16 protein-coding genes are annotated in these 18,472 nt (G+C 57.2%); 6 read left to right on the top strand and 10 right to left on the bottom strand.

Going from position 1 to position 18,472, the window contains the following annotated elements; genetic code table 11:
• Position 1: 1 nt before the first annotated feature.
• Positions 2-733: a tol-pal system-associated acyl-CoA thioesterase gene (gene exbB, locus FND52_RS14170; RefSeq protein ID WP_125293699.1), complete on the bottom strand. Its 732-nt coding sequence runs from the start codon at positions 731-733 to the stop codon at positions 2-4.
• Positions 734-974: 241 nt separating this feature from the next.
• Here exbB and metC point away from each other — a divergent pair, with 241 nt between their 5' ends.
• Both metC and FND52_RS14160 read left to right on the top strand, forming a co-directional pair.
• A complete protein-coding gene (gene metC / locus FND52_RS14165) occupies positions 975-2,162 on the top strand; it encodes a cystathionine beta-lyase (RefSeq protein ID WP_125293700.1) in 1,188 nt (395 codons plus the stop codon).
• A 122-nt stretch (positions 2,163-2,284) separates the two neighbouring features.
• Positions 2,285-2,938 carry a DedA family protein gene (locus FND52_RS14160; RefSeq protein WP_125293701.1) on the top strand — a complete coding sequence of 218 codons (654 nt, stop codon included), beginning with the start codon at positions 2,285-2,287 and terminating at the stop codon, positions 2,936-2,938.
• Between the two features lie 31 nt (positions 2,939-2,969).
• On the opposite strand, the gene FND52_RS14155 is transcribed toward FND52_RS14160, so the two are convergent.
• Positions 2,970-3,866, bottom strand: a complete 897-nt coding sequence (locus FND52_RS14155; RefSeq protein ID WP_144131462.1) for an AraC family transcriptional regulator — start codon at positions 3,864-3,866, stop codon at positions 2,970-2,972.
• Positions 3,867-4,053: 187 nt separating this feature from the next.
• Between FND52_RS14155 and yqhD the strand changes: the two genes are divergently transcribed.
• Together yqhD and dkgA are read left to right on the top strand one after the other, a co-directional pair.
• Positions 4,054-5,217, top strand: a complete 1,164-nt coding sequence (gene yqhD / locus FND52_RS14150) for an alcohol dehydrogenase (RefSeq protein WP_144131460.1) — start codon at positions 4,054-4,056, stop codon at positions 5,215-5,217.
• A 102-nt stretch (positions 5,218-5,319) separates the two neighbouring features.
• Positions 5,320-6,147 (top strand): 2,5-didehydrogluconate reductase DkgA, encoded by an 828-nt coding sequence (gene dkgA / locus FND52_RS14145; protein ID WP_144131457.1) that lies wholly within the window; start codon positions 5,320-5,322, stop codon positions 6,145-6,147.
• Positions 6,148-6,303: 156 nt separating this feature from the next.
• On the opposite strand, the gene FND52_RS14140 is transcribed toward dkgA, so the two are convergent.
• The 5 genes from FND52_RS14140 to parC form a co-directional block, all read right to left on the bottom strand.
• The gene (locus FND52_RS14140; protein ID WP_144131456.1) at positions 6,304-6,774 is read right to left on the bottom strand and encodes a carboxypeptidase-like regulatory domain-containing protein; all 471 of its coding nucleotides are present in this window, start codon (positions 6,772-6,774) and stop codon (positions 6,304-6,306) included.
• Positions 6,775-6,816: 42 nt separating this feature from the next.
• On the bottom strand, positions 6,817-8,988 hold the full coding sequence (locus tag FND52_RS14135; protein ID WP_125293706.1) for a YgiQ family radical SAM protein: 2,172 nt from the start codon (positions 8,986-8,988) through the stop codon (positions 6,817-6,819).
• A 127-nt stretch (positions 8,989-9,115) separates the two neighbouring features.
• Positions 9,116-10,528, bottom strand: a complete 1,413-nt coding sequence (gene ftsP / locus FND52_RS14130) for a cell division protein FtsP (protein WP_144131454.1) — start codon at positions 10,526-10,528, stop codon at positions 9,116-9,118.
• Positions 10,529-10,585: 57 nt separating this feature from the next.
• A complete protein-coding gene (locus tag FND52_RS14125; RefSeq protein ID WP_125293708.1) occupies positions 10,586-11,323 on the bottom strand; it encodes a 1-acylglycerol-3-phosphate O-acyltransferase in 738 nt (245 codons plus the stop codon).
• Between the two features lie 224 nt (positions 11,324-11,547).
• On the bottom strand, positions 11,548-13,818 hold the full coding sequence (gene parC / locus FND52_RS14120) for a DNA topoisomerase IV subunit A (RefSeq protein ID WP_125293709.1): 2,271 nt from the start codon (positions 13,816-13,818) through the stop codon (positions 11,548-11,550).
• A gap of 249 nt (positions 13,819-14,067) precedes the next feature.
• Here parC and FND52_RS14115 point away from each other — a divergent pair, with 249 nt between their 5' ends.
• Together FND52_RS14115 and FND52_RS14110 are read left to right on the top strand one after the other, a co-directional pair.
• Positions 14,068-14,649: an NAD(P)H-dependent oxidoreductase gene (locus FND52_RS14115; RefSeq protein ID WP_144131452.1), complete on the top strand. Its 582-nt coding sequence runs from the start codon at positions 14,068-14,070 to the stop codon at positions 14,647-14,649.
• 89 nt (positions 14,650-14,738) lie between these two features.
• Positions 14,739-15,053, top strand: coding sequence for a putative quinol monooxygenase (locus tag FND52_RS14110; protein WP_125293711.1), 315 nt, complete (start codon positions 14,739-14,741; stop codon positions 15,051-15,053).
• A 63-nt stretch (positions 15,054-15,116) separates the two neighbouring features.
• Here the strand turns inward: FND52_RS14110 and parE are convergent, their stop codons facing one another.
• Genes parE through cpdA form a run of 3 tightly spaced genes read right to left on the bottom strand, consistent with a single transcriptional unit; the run spans position 15,117 to position 18,455 of the window.
• The gene (gene parE, locus FND52_RS14105) at positions 15,117-17,009 is read right to left on the bottom strand and encodes a DNA topoisomerase IV subunit B (RefSeq protein ID WP_125293712.1); all 1,893 of its coding nucleotides are present in this window, start codon (positions 17,007-17,009) and stop codon (positions 15,117-15,119) included.
• Positions 17,010-17,052: 43 nt separating this feature from the next.
• Complete coding sequence (yqiA, locus tag FND52_RS14100; protein WP_144131450.1) at positions 17,053-17,628, bottom strand: esterase YqiA; 576 nt, start codon at positions 17,626-17,628, stop codon at positions 17,053-17,055.
• Positions 17,628-18,455 carry a 3',5'-cyclic-AMP phosphodiesterase gene (cpdA, locus tag FND52_RS14095; RefSeq protein ID WP_125293714.1) on the bottom strand — a complete coding sequence of 276 codons (828 nt, stop codon included), beginning with the start codon at positions 18,453-18,455 and terminating at the stop codon, positions 17,628-17,630. Before cpdA ends, yqiA begins: the two co-directional genes overlap by 1 nt.
• Positions 18,456-18,472 lie beyond the last annotated feature (17 nt).

The following is an 18,472-nucleotide window of genomic DNA, read 5'->3' as shown; positions in this document are numbered from 1 at the left end:
ATTAACCTACACGTAATTTCTGAGCGGTACGCACCGGGCGCGCAGAAGAAGCATTCAGATCCAGATCGCGGCTTTGCAGCAGCAGGACCTGCGCGGCGACATCGCCCAGCGTAGCTTTGTAGCTGCCGATCATACGCGCGAAGATGTTGTAAATCACCACCGCCGGGATAGCGGCCACCAGACCGATCGCCGTCGCCAGCAGCGCTTCCGCGATGCCTGGCGCCACAACCGCGAGGTTAGTGGTTTGCGTCTGGGCAATACCGATAAAGCTGTTCATGATGCCCCAGACGGTGCCGAACAGACCCACGAACGGGGAAATCGCGCCGATGGTGGCGAGGTAACCGTTGCCGCGGCCCATATGACGGCCAATTGCCGCAACGCGGCGCTCAAGGCGGAAACCGGTACGCTCTTTAATCCCTTCGTTGTCTTCGCTGCCTTCGGAGAGCTCAAGCTCATCCTGGGCTTCGTTAATCAACGTGGTGCTGAGACTTTTGCCGTGGAAGGAGGCGGAAATTTCGCTGGCGTCGTTCAGGGAACGGGCTTTCGCTAACAGCTGCTGCTCGCGCTTAAGGCGGCGTTTCTGGCTAATCAGTTCAGCGCTTTTGCTAAAGAAGATCGCCCAGGTCACGACGGAGGCCAGGATCAGGCCAATCATCACCATTTTCACCACGATATCAGCGTGCTGATACATACCCCAGACGGAGAGATCCGTCTGCATCAACTCATTACCCACTCTGTATCTCCAGGACAAAAATCACAAAACTGCTGCTAATAATATCAAAACATCATCGAATTGATAGTAGTTCTCATTAGTATTTGCATAGTGTCGGAAAAAGGCGCGATTTTCCTTGCGCTTACGCAGTAAATCGAATCAGCAGAATATTTTTTAACTTTTTACTGTTTGTTGAAGAAACCCTGACCGCTAACCGTGATAACGTATGGACATCCAGACGTATAAACAGGATCCCGCTCAGATGACAAAACCGCACATCGAAACCGCGCTGGTCAATGCCGGCCGCAGCAAACGTTATACCCAGGGCTCAGTGAATAGCGTGATCCAACGCGCGTCGTCACTGGTGTTTGACAGCGTGGCCGCCAAAAAAGCCGCTACCGCAGGGCGGGCGTCCGGCGAACTGTTTTACGGGCGGCGTGGCACCCTGACCCACTTCTCGCTTCAGGAAGCGATGTGCGAGCTGGAAGGCGGTGCGGGCTGCGCGCTGTTCCCCTGCGGCGCGGCGGCGGTGGCGAATACCATTCTGGCATTTGTCGAACAGGGCGATCACGTACTGGTGACTAACACCGCTTATGAGCCGACACAGGACTTCTGCACGAAAATCCTTGGCAAACTCGGCGTAACCACCAGCTGGTTCGACCCGCTGATCGGCGCGGGGATTGCGGACCTGATCCAGCCGAACACCCGAATCGTGTTTCTGGAATCGCCCGGCTCCATCACCATGGAAGTGCACGATGTCCCGGCGATTGTCGCCGCCGTACGCCGCGTCGCGCCTGAGGCGATTATCATGATCGATAACACCTGGGCGGCGGGCGTGCTGTTTAAGGCGCTGGATTTCGGGATTGATATTTCGATTCAGGCGGGCACCAAATACCTGATCGGCCATTCCGACGGCATGGTGGGCACCGCGGTCGCCAATGCGCGCACCTGGGCGCAACTGCGGGAAAACGCCTATCTGATGGGCCAGATGCTGGATGCCGATACCGCCTATATGACCAGCCGCGGTTTACGCACGCTGGCGGTGCGGTTGCGTCAGCATCATGAAAGCAGCCTGAAGGTCGCTGAATGGCTGGCGGCGCATCCGCAAGTGGCGCGCGTGAATCATCCGGCGCTGCCCGGCAGTAAAGGCCACGAATTCTGGAAACGCGATTTCCTCGGCAGCAGCGGTTTATTCTCTTTTATCCTGAAAAAACGCCTCACCGAGACCGAGTTTGCGGCGTATCTCGATAATTTCAATTATTTCGGCATGGCCTATTCCTGGGGCGGCTTCGAATCGCTTATTCTTGCCAACCAACCTGAAGAGATCGCCGCCATCCGTCCGGACAGCCGCGTCGATTTCGACGGCACGTTGGTTCGCGTTCACATCGGCCTTGAGAACGTCGAAGATCTCATTGCCGATCTGGAGGCTGGTTTCGGGCGCATAGCCTGAAGTTGCCAGTGCTGGACAGCTAAAAGGACGGAATAGTCCGTATTTATTGGGCCCCGGATCAAACCGCTCCGGGCATTTTGCGATTACAATAACCCTATACACGCTGTTCGTCAGGATTACCCATGGTTGTTATTCAGAATATTGTTTCCGCGCTCTGGCAGCATGATTTCGCTGCGCTGGCGGACCCGCATGTTGTCGGCATTGTTTACGGCGTGATGTTTGCCACGCTGTTTCTGGAAAATGGGCTGTTACCCGCCTCATTTTTACCCGGCGATAGTTTATTGCTGCTGGCAGGCGCGCTGGTAGCGAAAGGCGTGATGGATTTCGTGCCAACCATGCTGATCCTGACGTCTGCCGCCAGCCTCGGCTGCTGGCTAAGCTACGTGCAGGGCCGCTGGCTGGGCAATACCCGAACGGTAAAAGGCTGGCTGAAGCAATTGCCGGCAAAATATCATCAGCGCGCCACCTGCATGTTCGATCAGCACGGCCTTCTTGCACTGCTGGCGGGGCGTTTCCTGGCGTTTATCCGCACCCTGCTGCCGACCATGGCGGGCATTTCCGGCCTGTCCAACCGCCGCTTCCAGTTCTTTAACTGGCTGAGCGCGTTTCTGTGGGTCGGCGTGGTGACCAGCTTCGGCTATGCGCTCAGCATGATCCCCTTCGTTAAGCGCCATGAAGATCAGGTGATGACCTTCCTGATGGTGCTGCCCATTGTGCTGCTGGTAGCGGGCTTTATCGGCGCGCTGACGGTGGTGTTGAAGAAAAAATTCGCCTGACAAGTCACCTCGCCGCCAGGCGGGGTGATAGCTATCCCTGCAAGGTGCGCATCCGCGCCGCGTCCTCTCCCGGCGTCACGCCGAAATAGCGTTTAAATTCCCGACTGAACTGCGATGCGCTCTCATAACCCACGCGCATTGCCGCCGCGCTGGCTTTCATCCCGTCGTGAACGATCAGCATCCTGGCCTTATGCAAACGGAAGGTTTTGATGTACTGCAACGGCGAGGTGCTGGTCACCGACTTGAAGTTATGGTGAAACGCCGAGACGCTCATATTGGCGTCCAGCGCCAGTTGGTCCACGGTCAGGTTTTCGGTGTACTGGTTTTCGATGCGCTTCAGCACGCGGCTGATCAGGCTGAAATGGGTCTGGCGGCTGACCAGCGCCAGCAGCGCCCCGCCCCGCGGCCCCATCAGCACGTGGTAGAGGATTTCACGAATAATCGATTTCCCGAGGATCCGCGCATCCAGCGGCTTATCCAGCACGTCAATTAACCGCTCAATGGCGCAGAGGATTTCATCGGAAAGTACGGCGGAATTAATCCCGCTGGCGCACTGCGCCGGGTGAAACGCGTCGTCTTCACCGATATCCATCAGCAGGGTTTGCAGCTGCTGAACATCAACATTGATACAAATGCCCGCCAGCGGCGTTTCTGGCGTGGCGAAGGTTTCACACTCAAACGGCAGCGGCACCGTCAATAGCAGGTATTCGTTGGCATCGTAGCGAAACACCCGATCGTTGAGATAACCGGTCTTATTGCCGGAAAAGAGAAATATGATGCCTGGCTGGTACATCACCGGGGTGCGCGGGTGCGGCTGGGTGCCGTATAGCAGGCGGATCTCCGGCAGTAGAGCGCTGATTTCTTCTTCATTACTTTTCAGAAGGTTAACTTTGTTTGCCAGATGCTGGCAGATTTGCTGACGGTTCATGATTCGCTACGCCGTGGCTACTATTCACGCTTCACATTGTGCGCAAAAAATTGCAGATCCTCCAGCGTCCTGGAGAAACAGGCAAGACACCGGCAGAAATGAGCATTGAGCATCCCGGTAGCCGCGCCCACAATATATCCCATCGCCACGCTGTGGCTCTCTGTTCACCCACTTAACGGGAGTTCCCATGAATAATTTCGATCTGCATACCCCAACCCGAATCCTGTTTGGTAAAAACTCCATCGCTCAGCTGCGGGCGCAAATCCCGGAAGGCAGCCGCGTGCTGATTACCTACGGCGGCGGCAGCGTCAAGAAAACCGGCGTGCTGGACCAGGTGTACGACGCGCTGAAAGGCCTGGACGTGCTGGAATTCGGCGGCATCGAACCGAACCCCTCTTACGAAACGCTGATGAAAGCGGTTGACGTGGCCCGCAAAGAGAATGTGACCTTCCTGCTGGCCGTCGGCGGCGGTTCGGTACTGGACGGCACTAAATTTATCGCCGCCGCCGCGCACTATCCGGACGGCGTCGACCCGTGGGAAATTCTCCAGACTTCCGGCAGCAAAATCACCAGCGCCATCCCGATGGGGTCGGTACTCACCCTGCCCGCCACCGGCTCTGAATCCAACAAAGGCGCGGTGATCTCCCGTCGCGCCACCGGCGACAAACAGGCGTTTCATTCTCCGTTCGTCCAGCCGGTCTTCGCGGTTCTCGATCCGGTTTATACCTACACCCTGCCACCGCGCCAGGTCGCGAACGGCGTGGTGGATGCTTTCGTACACACCGTTGAGCAGTACATCACTTACCCGGTGAACGCCAAAGTGCAGGACCGCTTCGCGGAAGGCATTTTGCTGACGCTGGTGGAAGATGGCCCGAAAGCGCTGTCTGAGCCGGAAAACTATGACGTGCGCGCCAACGTAATGTGGGCGGCAACCATGGCGCTGAACGGCCTGATCGGCGCGGGCGTGCCGCAGGACTGGGCAACCCATATGCTGGGCCACGAACTCACCGCGATGCACGGTCTCGACCATGCGCAGACCCTGGCGGTGGTGCTGCCGTCGCTGCTCAACATCAAGCGCAACGAAAAACGTGCCAAGATGCTGCAGTACGCGGAGCGCGTCTGGAATATTACCGAAGGCAGCGAAGACGCGCGTATTGATGCCGCCATTGCCGCCACCCGTGATTTCTTCGAGCAGATGGGCGTGCCGACGACCCTGTCCGGCTACGGTCTCGACGGTAGTTCTATCCCCGGTTTGCTGGCGAAGCTGGAAGAGCACGGCATGACCAAACTCGGTGAACACAAAGACATTACCCTTGATGTGAGCCGTAAAATTTACGAAGCCGCGCGCTAAGCTTTTTATCGACCGACCTTTCGTTTTCGGCTTTTTCGTCCAGAATTAAGTCACTCGACTTACCCCGCAGCACCTTGCGGGGTATTCCAAAAGGAGGAATTTATGGCAAATCCGACCGTAATTAAGCTTCAGGACGGTAATGTTATGCCACAGCTCGGCCTTGGCGTGTGGAAGGCAGGAAATGACGAAGTCATCCCCGCCATTCATAAAGCGCTCGAGGTGGGGTATCGCTCCATTGATACCGCTGCGGCATACAAAAACGAACAGGGCGTGGGGCAAGCCATTCACAGCGCGGGCATTCCGCGTGAAGAACTGTTTATCACCACCAAACTGTGGAATGACGATCAGCAGCGTCCTCAACAGGCGCTGGAAGAGAGTCTTGAGAAGCTTAAGCTCGATCATGTCGATCTCTACCTGATGCACTGGCCGGTTCCGGCAATCGATCGCTATGTCGACGCCTGGAAAGGGATTATCGAGCTGCAAAAGCAAGGGCTCGCCAAAAGTATCGGGGTGTGTAACTTCCAGATTAACCATTTGCAGCGCCTGATTGATGAAACGGGCGTCACGCCGGTGATCAACCAGATCGAACTGCACCCGCTGATGCAACAGCGCCAGCTTCACGCCTGGAACGCCACGCACAAGATCCAGACGGAATCCTGGAGCCCGCTGGCCCAGGGTGGCGAAGGGGTGTTTGACCAGAAAGTGATCCGCGAACTGGCGGACAAATACGGCAAAGCCCCGGCGCAGATCGTGATCCGCTGGCATCTGGATTGCGGGCTGGTGGTGATCCCGAAATCGGTCACGCCTTCCCGTATCGTGGAAAACTTTGACGTCTGGGATTTCCGTCTGGATAAAGACGAACTCGGCGATATCGCCAAACTCGATCAGGGCAAACGGCTGGGGCCGGACCCGGATCAGTTCGGTGGTTAATCCTTATCAACCCGGTGCCCAGCGCCGGGTTTTTTTTAGAATTTTTTAATCATCGTGGGTGCGACGCCTTCCCGAGCCGTTATAGCCATGCCTGCGGCCCGGTTTTGTTCGGCGCTGGTTACGCCGGCATTGCTGCCGGGCTGATACCCAATTAACTCAGGGAAATGGTCGGAACGCTTTCACCGCATTCAATGACATTTGTTGGCAGATATCGCTTTCGTCATTCGCCTGCTTCGGCGTTGGTAACGTTGCGGGTAGTGTACAGACTACCCCTATTTCAGCAGGTCCCGATCCAAAAGGTCCGCTCATAACAGAGGCCAGCAGGATAGCGTACTGCTGGCCCAAAACCTGAATGAGCAACTCCGTACGATTCATTTTATCAATCGGCCCGATTGGCAAAAAAAACGACCATTCATAGTCAGCGGGAAAAGAAAAAAAACCGTCCTGATCCGAGACCGTGCTTACAGCCGGGCCGTTGCTTTGCAGGATGATATTCGCATCCGGTACCGCATGTCCCTGGTTATCAAACAGTCGGCCTTCAACCCTCGGTTGGGACTGAGTATGTGCAACGCACCCACTTTGTAGAAATGCGCCCACTATCATCATTGGAATAAATCGTCTGAACATCCCTGTTCTCCTTAGCATGAATAGAGCGGTCTATGGAATATCCTACCGTCCGGCCACCTTACTTCTTTTTTTCCCGGCTGCTGGCGTCTGCCGCTGATGCTCCACCGGCGTATGTTTGGTCAGCGCCGGACGGGTATGGCGATTCTGGCGGCGCGCTTCGCGCATTTCTTCAATGGTCGGCGCAGGTACCAGGCAATCGCGACGCGAGCCAATCAGGTGCTTTTTACCCATCGCCTCCAGCGCCTGACGGATCAGCGGCCAGTTGGCTGGGTCGTGATAACGCAGCAGCGCTTTATGCAGACGACGCTGTTTATCCCCTTTCGGCACCACTACATCTTCACTCTTGTAACCAATCTTACTCAGCGGGTTCTTGCCGGTGTAATACATGGTGGTGGAGTTGGCGAGCGGTGACGGATAGAAGTTCTGCACCTGATCCAGACGGAAGCGGCGCTGTTTCAGCCACAGCGCCAGGTTCACCATGTCTTCATCGCGCGTACCGGGGTGCGCGGAGATAAAGTACGGGATCAGGTACTGCTCTTTACCGGCCTGTTTAGAGTAGGTATCGAACAGCTCTTTAAAGCGATCGTAGCTGCCCATACCCGGCTTCATCATTTTTGACAGCGGGCCTTCTTCGGTGTGCTCCGGCGCAATCTTCAGATAACCACCTACGTGGTGCGTCGCCAGCTCTTTGATATAACGCGGATCTTCCACGGCAATGTCGTAACGCACGCCGGACGCGATCAGGATCTTCTTGATGCCTTTCAGATCGCGCGCCCGACGATAAAGATTGATCGTCGGTTCGTGGTTGGTGTCCATATGCTGGCAAATGTCCGGGTAGACGCACGACAGACGACGGCAGGTTTGTTCCGCGCGCGGCGATTTACAGCGCAGCATGTACATATTGGCGGTTGGCCCGCCTAAATCGGAGATCACGCCGGTAAAGCCAGGAACCGTGTCGCGAATAGCTTCGATTTCGTTGATGATCGAGTCTTCTGAGCGGCTCTGGATGATGCGGCCTTCATGCTCGGTGATCGAACAGAACGAACAGCCACCGAAGCAGCCGCGCATAATATTGATCGAGAAGCGGATCATCTCATACGCCGGAATGCGGCTGGTACCGTATGCCGGGTGCGGCACGCGCTGGTACGGCAGAGCGAACACACTGTCCATCTCTTCGGTAGACAGGGGGATCGCGGGCGGGTTAATCCAGATATAACGCTCGCCGTGTTTTTGCATCAATGCACGCGCACAGCCCGGATTGGTTTCATGGTGCAGAATGCGCGACGCGTGGGCGTAAAGCACTTTGTCGCCTTTGACTTTTTCAAACGACGGCAGCAGAACGTAAGTCTTTTCCCACGGCTTCGGACGCGGCGGCTGTACGACAACGGCTTTCGCTTCAGCTTTTTTCGGCTCGACCGGCTTGTTATCCGCACACGGCAAATCTTCGCCGTAAGGATGCGGGATTGGGTCGATCTTGCCCGGCATATCAATGATGCGCGAATCCACCCCGCTCCAGCCCGGCAGCGCCTCTTTCACCATGATCGCGGTATTGCGCACATCGCGGATCTGCCCCACCGGCTCACCCTGGGCCAGACGGTGCGCCACTTCCACCAGCGGACGCTCGCCGTTGCCGAAAATCAGCATGTCGGCTTTGGAGTCCACCAGCACCGAGCGGCGCACGGTATCAGACCAGTAATCATAATGCGCGGTACGGCGCAGGCTGGCTTCAATGCCGCCAAGGATCACCGGCACGTCTTTCCACGCTTCTTTACAGCGTTGGGTGTAGACAAGCGTTGCGCGGTCGGGACGTTTACCCGCCACGTTATCCGGCGTATAGGCGTCGTCATGGCGCAGCTTACGGTCGGCGGTGTAGCGGTTGATCATTGAGTCCATATTGCCCGCCGTCACCCCGAAGAACAGGTTCGGTTTGCCCAGACGCATAAAATCGTCTTTGGTGTTCCAGTCCGGCTGGGCGATGATGCCGACGCGAAAGCCCTGGGCTTCCAGCATGCGTCCGCAAATCGCCATCCCAAAACTCGGGTGGTCAACGTAGGCATCCCCGGTAACCAGAATGATGTCGCAGCTATCCCAGCCAAGTTGATCCATTTCCTCACGGGACATCGGCAAGAACGGCGCCGGGCCGAAACAGGCGGCCCAATACTGGGGCCAGGAGAAAAGGTCGCGATCGGGTTGGATCAGACTTATAGCGCTCATAATGCTTCCGGGGTGGTAAAAAAATAGACAAAGGGCGGCGATTATACGTTGTATCGCCGCCAGAAAAGAAGAGGTAATAACAAAACGTTTACGCCCCTTTTCCCCGTGGGAAAAGGGAACGAAAAGTTTACGGTGCCGGGTTCACCAGAATCTGGCCGATTGAACCGCGATCTGCCATCTCCAGGGTTTGGCTGCCGTACAGGAACGGGAAGTGCTCCCAGGACGGCTGCGAGAAATAAACCAGCAGTTCCACCTGGCCGTCAACCCACACCGTGTCTTTCCAGCCGCGATCTTCCGGGAACGGCGCGGCACCGTTGACATGGCGGACCAGGAACTGGACGCCCTCAATGTGGAACGACTGCGGCGAATCGGAACGCACCGTCCAACGCTCCCAGGAGCCCTGTTGGGTGGTGATATCCAGACGCTTGATATCCCACAGCTGGCCGTTAATACCCGGATCGTCACCCAGCGTGATATCGCGGCTGCGCACCGGGCTGCCGTCCAGAATGTTGTTCGGCAGCAATCGCATCGGCAGCGTATCGGTTACCAGCGGCAGCAAGCCGGTCGGACGCAGCGTCAGCACCAGCGTGGAGATCAAAATGCTCGAAGGCTCAAAGAAGCCGCGCAGGCGATCCATGATGCTCGCCGCTTCACCGCAGGTAACCGAAACTTCATCGCCGTTGGTCATGTCCACCAGGATTTCCCGGCGTTCGCCCGGCGCGAGGGAAAGCTGCTTGACGGAAACCGGCGCGGGCAGAAAGCCCTGATCGCTGGAAATCACGTGTAGCGGGCGGCCATCGCTCATCTGCAACAGATAACGGCGGGCGTTAGAGGCGTTCAGCAGGCGCAAACGCACCCAGCCGCGGGACACGTCCACATACGGGCTTTGCGCGCCGTTGACCAGCAGCGTATCGCCGACAAAACCGCCGCTGCCCGGCTCGCTGTATTCCGGCGTACCGAAGTTATCCAGCCGCTTGTCCTGAATGATGACCGGAAAATCGTCCACGCCGTAGTGGTTGGGGATCGGCAGCGCTTTGCTGACCTCGTCTTCTACCAGCCACATTCCCGCCAGGCCGTTGTAAACCTGCTGGGCGCTGCGATTGGGGGTATTGGCGTGATACCAGAGCGTCGCCGCCGGCTGGCGGATCGGCAGCACCGGTGCCCAGTCGGCGCTGGCTGACATCATGCGCGACGCGCCGCCAATCAGCGGGCCAGGAACCTGTAAACCGCTCACCGTCATCGCCACGTTTTCAGCCAGGCGGTTACTGTAAATCAGTTTGACGTCATCGCCGTTCCAGACGCGGATCGTCGGCCCAAGATAGCGGCCATTGACGCCCCACACCTGCGCCCGGGTGCCAGGCGTAAACGACCAGTGGGTGCGTTGCAGGGTAAGAAATAGCGGCTGGCCGCGCCGTGATTCGAGGAGCGGCGGGATCGGCAGCGGTTGCTGCTGCCCTGCCGCATGTGCCGTCAGTGGCGCTGCGCCTGCACAGAGAACCAATCCCGATGCCTGAATAAACTGACGCCGACTGAATGACATACTTTGCTCCGTGTAAACTGTCAACATCGCGAGGAAGGGCCCCTCGCGAGGTAAAACTTAGATATTGCCTGATGCTTCGCGCTCGGCCACTTCCTGATCCAGCTCTTTGATTTTGGCTTCCATTACTTCACGGCAATGGGTCGCCAGCGCACGCACCTGATCCTTCTGCCAGGCGGAAGTATCGATAGGCGGCATCACCTCAACAATCACCAGGCCGTTTTTCCAGCGGTTGAGATTGATTTTACCGTGGGTGTTGGAGACGCAAACCGGAATGATCGGTACGCCTGCCGCCAGCGCCGCATGGAACGCGCCGGTCTTAAATGGCATCAGGCCACGACCGCGGCTGCGGGTGCCCTCCGGGAACATCCAGATAGAGATGCGGCGCTTTTTAAACTGGTTCACCACCTGAGCGATGGTGCCGTGCGCTTTGGCGCGGTTGTCGCGGTCGATCAGCAAGTTACCGGTTAGCCAGTAGAGCTGCCCGAAGAACGGGATCCACAACAGGCTTTTTTTACCCACCGTAACAGTCGGCGGGATCACAACGTTCGCCGCCGTCACCATATCGTAGTTGTTCTGATGGTTGGCGATGAAAATGGCGTTGCCGAACTGCTCAACCCCTTGCGGGTAGCGCTTTTCGACTTTTAATCCAAAAACGGTAGAGAGGCGGCCAAACATATGGCCAAAGGTAGCGACGTGGCGCGGATTGCGGGGGCTGAACAAGCACCAGATACAACCCAGGATGCAAACCAAAATACAGTAAATCACGACAAAAATAATACGAAGAATAAGTAACATAACTACCTCTGAAGCCCTTGTCGCAGACAAGTATACTGGCTTTGTCGCAAAAACACCGCTCCGGTCGAGGATGACCGCGGCACAATACGGCTAATTTCCCAAACGCGTATTCTTATGCGCGACGCATCAACACACAATGGCTGAGTTATAAAAAAGTTACGCTGACGTACTGCGGGATAACGGCAGCGAGAGAAACTCCCGCTGCCGCGATGACCGGCGCTTGATTACTCTTCGCTATTTCCCGCGTCAGGACGCAGCGGCGAATCCACGTCGATACGGTCGATGCGTTGCAGGCCGCGCATCAGGGTGCCGCGACGCCCGCGTTCTCCGTGCACTTTTTGCAGCTCTTCCGGGCGCATTTTGATTTTGCGTTTGCCGACGTGGAAGGTCAGCGTGCTTTGCGGCGGCAGCAGCAGCAGGTGCGCCAGCTTATCGTCGCCCTTCGCCGCTTCTGCCGACGGAATCGAGATGATTTTGTTCCCCTTGCCTTTCGACAGCTGCGGCAAGTCAGACACCGGGAACATCAGCATGCGGCCTGCAGCGGTGATGGCGAGCAGCATGTCCTGTTCATTGACGATTTCAATCGGCGGCAGCACATGGGCGTTTTCCGGCAGGGAGATCATCGCTTTGCCTGCCCGGTTGCGGGCAATCAAATCGTTGAAGGTGCAGACGAAGCCATAGCCGGAATCCGAGGCCATCAGCAGCTTCTGCTCTTCATTGCCCATCAGCATCTGCTCAACCACCGCGCCCGGCGGCAGCGTCAGCTTACCGGTAATCGGCTCGCCCTGCCCGCGCGCCGATGGCAGCGTAATCGGGTCGATGGCGTAGCTGCGGCCGGTGGAGTCGATAAACACCACCGGCTGGTTGCTCTTCCCTTTCGCGGAGGCCAACCAGCTGTCGCCCGCTTTGTAGCTCAGACCCTGCGCGTCGATGTCGTGGCCTTTGGCGCTGCGCACCCAGCCCATCTGCGACAGCACGATGGTGATCGGCTCCGACGGCAGCATGTCGTGCTCGCTCATGGCTTTGGCTTCGCTGCGCTCGTGCAGCGGCGAGCGGCGGTCGTCGCCATAGGCGTCGGCGTCGGCCTGAAGCTCTTTCTTCAGCAGGGTATTCATTTTGCGCTCGGAAGCCAGAATCGCCTGGATCTGATCGCGTTCTTTTTCCAGCGCGTCCTGCTCGCCGCGAATTTTCATCTCTTCGAGCTTCGCCAGGTGGCGCAATTTCAGCTCAAGGATGGCTTCAGCCTGGGTTTCGCTCAGTTCAAAACGGGACATCAGCACCGGCTTCGGCTCATCTTCGCTACGGATGATGTGAATCACTTCGTCGATATTCAGGAACGCCACCAGCAAGCCTTGCAGAATATGCAGGCGCTTGAGTACTTTTTCCAGACGATAGTTCAGGCGGCGGCGCACGGTATCGCGACGGTACGCCAGCCATTCGGTCAGGATCTCCAGCAGGTTTTTCACTGCCGGGCGGTTATCCAGGCCGATCATATTCAGGTTAACGCGATAGCTCTTTTCCAGATCGGTGGTGGCGAACAGGTGGTTCATCACCTGCTCCATATCCACGCGGTTGGAGCGCGGCACGATCACCAGACGCGTCGGGTTCTCATGGTCCGACTCGTCGCGTAAATCATCCACCATCGGCAGCTTTTTATTGCGCATCTGGGCGGCGATTTGCTCCAGCACGCGCGCGCCGGAAACCTGATGCGGCAGCGCCGTGATCACCACCGCGCCGTCCTCTTTCTTCCACACCGCGCGCATACGTACCGAACCGCGGCCGCTCTGGTAGATTTTGCGGATCTCGGCGCGCGGAGTAATGATTTCCGCTTCAGTCGGGTAATCCGGGCCCTGCACGATATCCAGCACATCGTCCAGGGTGGTTTTCGGGTTATCGATCAGGCTAATTGTGGCTTTCGCCACTTCGCGCAGGTTGTGCGGCGGGATATCCGTCGCCATGCCCACCGCGATGCCGGTGGTGCCGTTTAACAGAATATTCGGCACTCGCGCCGGCAGCATTTTCGGCTCGTCTAAGGTGCCGTCAAAGTTAGGCACAAAATCCACCGTGCCCTGGCCCAGCTCGCTGAGCAGCAGTTCGGCATATTTCGACAGGCGCGATTCGGTATAACGCATCGCCGCGAAGGATTTCGGATCGTCCGGCGCACCCCAGTTCCCCTGACCATCCACCAGCGGATAACGATAGGAGAACGGCTGGGCCATAAGCACCATCGCCTCATAACAGGCGCTGTCGCCGTGTGGATGGTATTTACCCAACACGTCGCCCACGGTACGGGCCGATTTTTTAAACTTGGCGCTGGCGCTGAGGCCTAGTTCCGACATCGCATACACGATGCGGCGCTGTACCGGTTTTAAACCGTCGCCGATAAAGGGTAACGCCCTGTCCATGATGACGTACATGGAGTAGTTCAGATAGGCGTTTTCCGTGAACTCATGCAGCGCAAGACGCTCTGCACCATCCTGAGTTATGTCACTCATTAATCGTTATACCTCGAACAGGGGCCGCAGGGTGAAGTAGCGGCAATATTGCCGCAGATAGTACCTTATCTGAGGAGCGAGTCCCAGCGTGGGATGGGATCTTTCCTGTATTTAACACCAGTAATCAGATAACCGCTCCAGACGTTGATTATTGCGCATCTGGCAAAAGTCTTTGCACTTTTTGCTAATTTTACCGCCCCGCCCGATCCGCTATCATTCATGCCAAATGCAATTATTCGAGGATAAATAATGAGCAACGTGCTTATCATCAACGGCGCGAAACAATTCGCGCACTCTAAAGGCCAGCTTAACGACACCCTGACCGACGTCGCACACAGCTTTCTGCGCGACCTCGGACACGATGTTCAGGTAACCCGCGCTGACAGCGATTACGATATTCAGGCCGAAGTGCAGAAATACGTCTGGGCCGACGTGGTGATTTACCAGATGCCGGGCTGGTGGATGGGCGCGCCATGGACCGTGAAAAAATACATCGATGACGTGTTCACTGAAGGCCACGGCACCCTGTACGCCAGCGATGGGCGTACCCGCTCCGACGCCAGCAAAAAATACGGCTCCGGCGGCCTGATTCAGGGCACCAAATATATGCTCTCCCTGACCTGGAACGCGCCGCTTGATGCGTTCACCGAAGAAGATCAGTTCTTCCACGGCGTGGGCGTCGACGGCGTGTATCTGCCGTTCCATAAGGCCAATCAGTTCCTGGGCATGGACGCGCTGCCGACCTTTATCACCAATGACGTGATCAAAATGCCGGACGTGCCGCGTTATATTCAAGAATATCGCGAGCATCTGGCGGCGATTTTTGCTTAACTGAATGCCTGTTACTCTATCCTGATTAAGAGAGCCGCGGCTTGCCGCCTGCGGCTGCTGTTCTACGGATTTATCACAAGGAGTTTTTGATGCTGACAGTTATTGCAGAGATCCGCACGCGTCCGGGCGCACATCATCGCCAGGCGGTGCTGGATCAGTTCGCCAAAATTATTCCCACTGTGCTGGCGGAGGAAGGCTGCCACGGCTATGCGCCGCTGGTAGACGTTAACGCTCAGGTGAGCTTCCAGTCCACCGCGCCGGACTCCATCGTGATGCTGGAGCAGTGGGAAAGCGTGCCGCATCTTGAAGCGCACCTTCAGACGCCGCATATGAAAGCCTGGAGCGAGGCGGTGAAAGGCGACGTGCTGGAAACCCATATCCGTATTCTGGAACAGGGCGTTTAAGCGCGCATTCAGGATCAAAAAAGGCGATGAAGATTCATCGCCTTTTTTACGTCATCGCGCCGGTTACACGTCCAGATCGGCGAGATCGCCTTTCTCCTGCAACCAGTTACGACGATCTTCCGAACGCTTCTTAGCCAGCAGCATATCCATCATCGCCGTGGTACGCGCATCGTCGTCGTCGCTGATGGTCAACTGCACCAGGCGGCGGGTATTCGGATCCAGCGTGGTTTCGCGCAGCTGGAGCGGGTTCATTTCACCCAGCCCTTTAAAGCGCTGCACGTTCGGTTTGCCCTTCTTACGCTTAAGCTGATCCAGCACGCCAGCCTTTTCTTCTTCCGTCAGCGCGTAGTAAACCTCTTTACCCAAATCGATGCGGTACAGCGGCGGCAGCGCAACGTAGACGTGACCGTTTTTCACCAGGGTGCGGAAGTGTTTCACAAACAGCGCGCACAGCAGCGTGGCGATATGCAGCCCGTCCGAGTCGGCATCTGCCAGAATGCAGATTTTGCCGTAACGCAACTGGCTGAGATCTTCGCTGTCCGGATCGATGCCGATAGCCACGGAAATATCGTGAACTTCCTGAGAGGCCAGCACTTCGTCCGACGAGACTTCCCAGGTATTCAGGATCTTACCCTTCAACGGCATGATCGCCTGGTATTCGCGATCGCGCGCCTGTTTAGCCGAGCCGCCCGCCGAATCCCCTTCCACCAGGAACAGCTCGGTGCGCGCCAGATCCTGCGCGGTGCAGTCCGCCAGTTTGCCCGGCAGCGCCGGTCCGCTGGTGAGTTTTTTACGCACCACTTTTTTGGCGGCGCGCATCCGGCGCTGGGCGCTGGAGATCGCCAGTTCCGCCAGCATTTCCGCCGCCTGCACGTTCTGGTTCAGCCACAGGCTGAAGGCGTCTTTTACTACGCCGGAAACAAATGCCGCGCACTGGCGCGAGGAGAGGCGCTCTTTGGTCTGCCCGGCAAACTGCGGGTCCTGCATTTTTACCGACAGCACATAGGCGCAGCGTTCCCAGATATCTTCCGCGGAGAGCTTCACGCCGCGCGGCAGGATGTTGCGGTATTCGCAAAACTCGCGCATCGCGTCCAGCAGGCCCTGACGCAGGCCGTTAACGTGGGTGCCGCCCTGCATGGTCGGGATCAGGTTAACGTAGCTTTCCGTCAGCAGTTCGCCGCCTTCCGGCAGCCACAGCAGCGCCCAGTCTACGGCTTCGGTATCGCTGGAGAAATTGCCGATAAACGGTTTTTCCGGCAGCGTCGGCAGCCCGTTGACCGCCTCGCTCAGGTAATCATTCAGCCCGTCGAGATAGCACCAGCGCTGCTCGGTGTTGTTCACTTTATCTTTAAAAGTGATTTCTACGCCGGGGCACAGCACCGCTTTCGCTTTCAGCAAATGGCTTAAGCGCGATACCGAAAAACGCGGAGAATCGAAAAACGATTCATCCGGCCAGAAGTGCACGCTGGTGCCGGTATTGCGTTTACCGCAGGTGCCGACCACTTCCAGATCTTTCACTTTATCGCCGTTGGCGAACGCGATGTTGTAGACCTGTCCGTCACGGCGGACGTTCACTTCTACCCGCTTCGACAGGGCGTTGACCACCGAGATCCCCACGCCGTGCAGGCCGCCGGAGAACTGGTAGTTTTTATTAGAGAACTTACCGCCCGCGTGCAAACGGCACAGGATCAGCTCAACGGCGGGCACACCCTCTTCCGGGTGGATATCGACAGGCATACCGCGCCCGTCGTCAATCACTTCAAGGGATTGATCTTCGTGGAGAATGACGTCTACGCGTTTCGCATGGCCCGCCAGCGCTTCGTCCACGCTGTTATCAATAACTTCTTGCCCAAGGTGGTTGGGGCGAGTGGTATCGGTATACATCCCCGGACGGCGGCGAACCGGCTCAAGCCCGGTGAGTACCTCAATGGCATCAGCGTTATAGGATTGCGTCATGGTTTATTCGTTCAGAGAGAAACGGCATCGACTCGGGGCGGAATTACTCAAGCCCCAGGAAATCGACAATCTGTGAGAAATAATCTTCAAAGCCCACAAAGGCGTGATTACCCCCGTCAATCACGGTCTGCCGGCAGGAAGCGTAGTACGCCACCGCCTGGCGATAATCAAGCACCTCGTCCCCGGTCTGCTGCAGCAGCCAAATCAAATCCGGCGCTTCCAGCGGGTCGATTTGCATGACTTTAAGATCGTAAATATGGCGTGACTCTAGCACATATTGCTGCCCGGTGTAGGGGTTCTCGTTTTGGCCTAAATAGTCGACCAGCAGTTCAAACGGGCGCACCGCCGGGTTTACCACCACCGCCGGTAACATAAAGCACTGGGAGAGCCAGGTGGCGTAATACCCGCCGAGAGACGAGCCCACCACCGCCAGCTCTTCGCCGCCGTGCTCCAGCACCAGCGACTCCAGCAGTTCCGCCGCATCGGAGGGAAACGGCGGCAGCTGAGGCACGATCATGTTAATCGCCGGATGATGCTGTTCCAGCCAGGCTTTAAACAGCGTCGCCTTCGCGGAGAGCGGCGAGCTGTTGAACCCGTGCAGGTAGAGAAGTGTGGACATCAGTAGCCTTCGGACGCGGTGTCAGGATTGAACTGCGTCCCCTCCAGGCGTTCGACCTGGGTGGTCAATGTGCCGTCGGCATGCAGTTCCAGCCAGCGCCAGCCAGGGGCGATGGTATCAAGGGTAAAATTCGCGCAGTGGGGTTTGAACTGAACGCAGGTCGACGGCGTCGCCAGCAGACGGCGGCCATTCCAGTCGAGATCCTGCTCCTGATGGATATGTCCACACAGCAGGTGGCGCACATTCGGAAAACGGCCCAGCACCGCGTCCAGCTCGCCCGCATTACGCAGGCTGTGTTGATCCAGCCAGCTACATCCCGCTGGCAGCGGATGATGGTGAAGCAATAATAAGGTGAACCGATCGGCGTTCTCCGCCAGCTTTGCTTCCAGCCACTCCAGCTGATATTCGCTTAACTCGCCGTGCGGCACGCCGAACACCTGGCTGTCCAGCAGCAAAATCTGCCACTTTTCACCGCACAGCACCTGCTTCGCCGGGGAGATGCCCGCATCCTGGAGCGCGCTGAACATAGCAGGCTGGAAATCGTGATTGCCCGGCAGCCAGACGCAGGGCGCAGAAAATGCGGCAATGCCCTGTGCGAAATGCTGGTAGGCCTCAGGCGTATGATCCTGCGCTAAATCACCGGTCGCGACAATCAGGTCGCACGGACGCTGCTGTGCGGTGATTGCTTCCAGCACAGCCTGATAACTACTCCAGGTATTGACGCCCAACAGCGTTTCGCTTTTTTGCGCGAACAGGTGGGTATCGGTAATTTGTAAAATCCTGACGCTCGCCCCATCCGCAACAGGAAGATTCAACAAACTTTCCAAAGGGTGTCCTTAGGTTT

This window comes from Atlantibacter subterraneus, assembly GCF_007570865.1.
In the GTDB taxonomy this organism is placed as follows: domain Bacteria; phylum Pseudomonadota; class Gammaproteobacteria; order Enterobacterales; family Enterobacteriaceae; genus Atlantibacter; species Atlantibacter subterraneus.
Note: the sequence above shows the minus strand (reverse complement) of the source record. Positions and strands in the feature narration are given on the sequence as shown.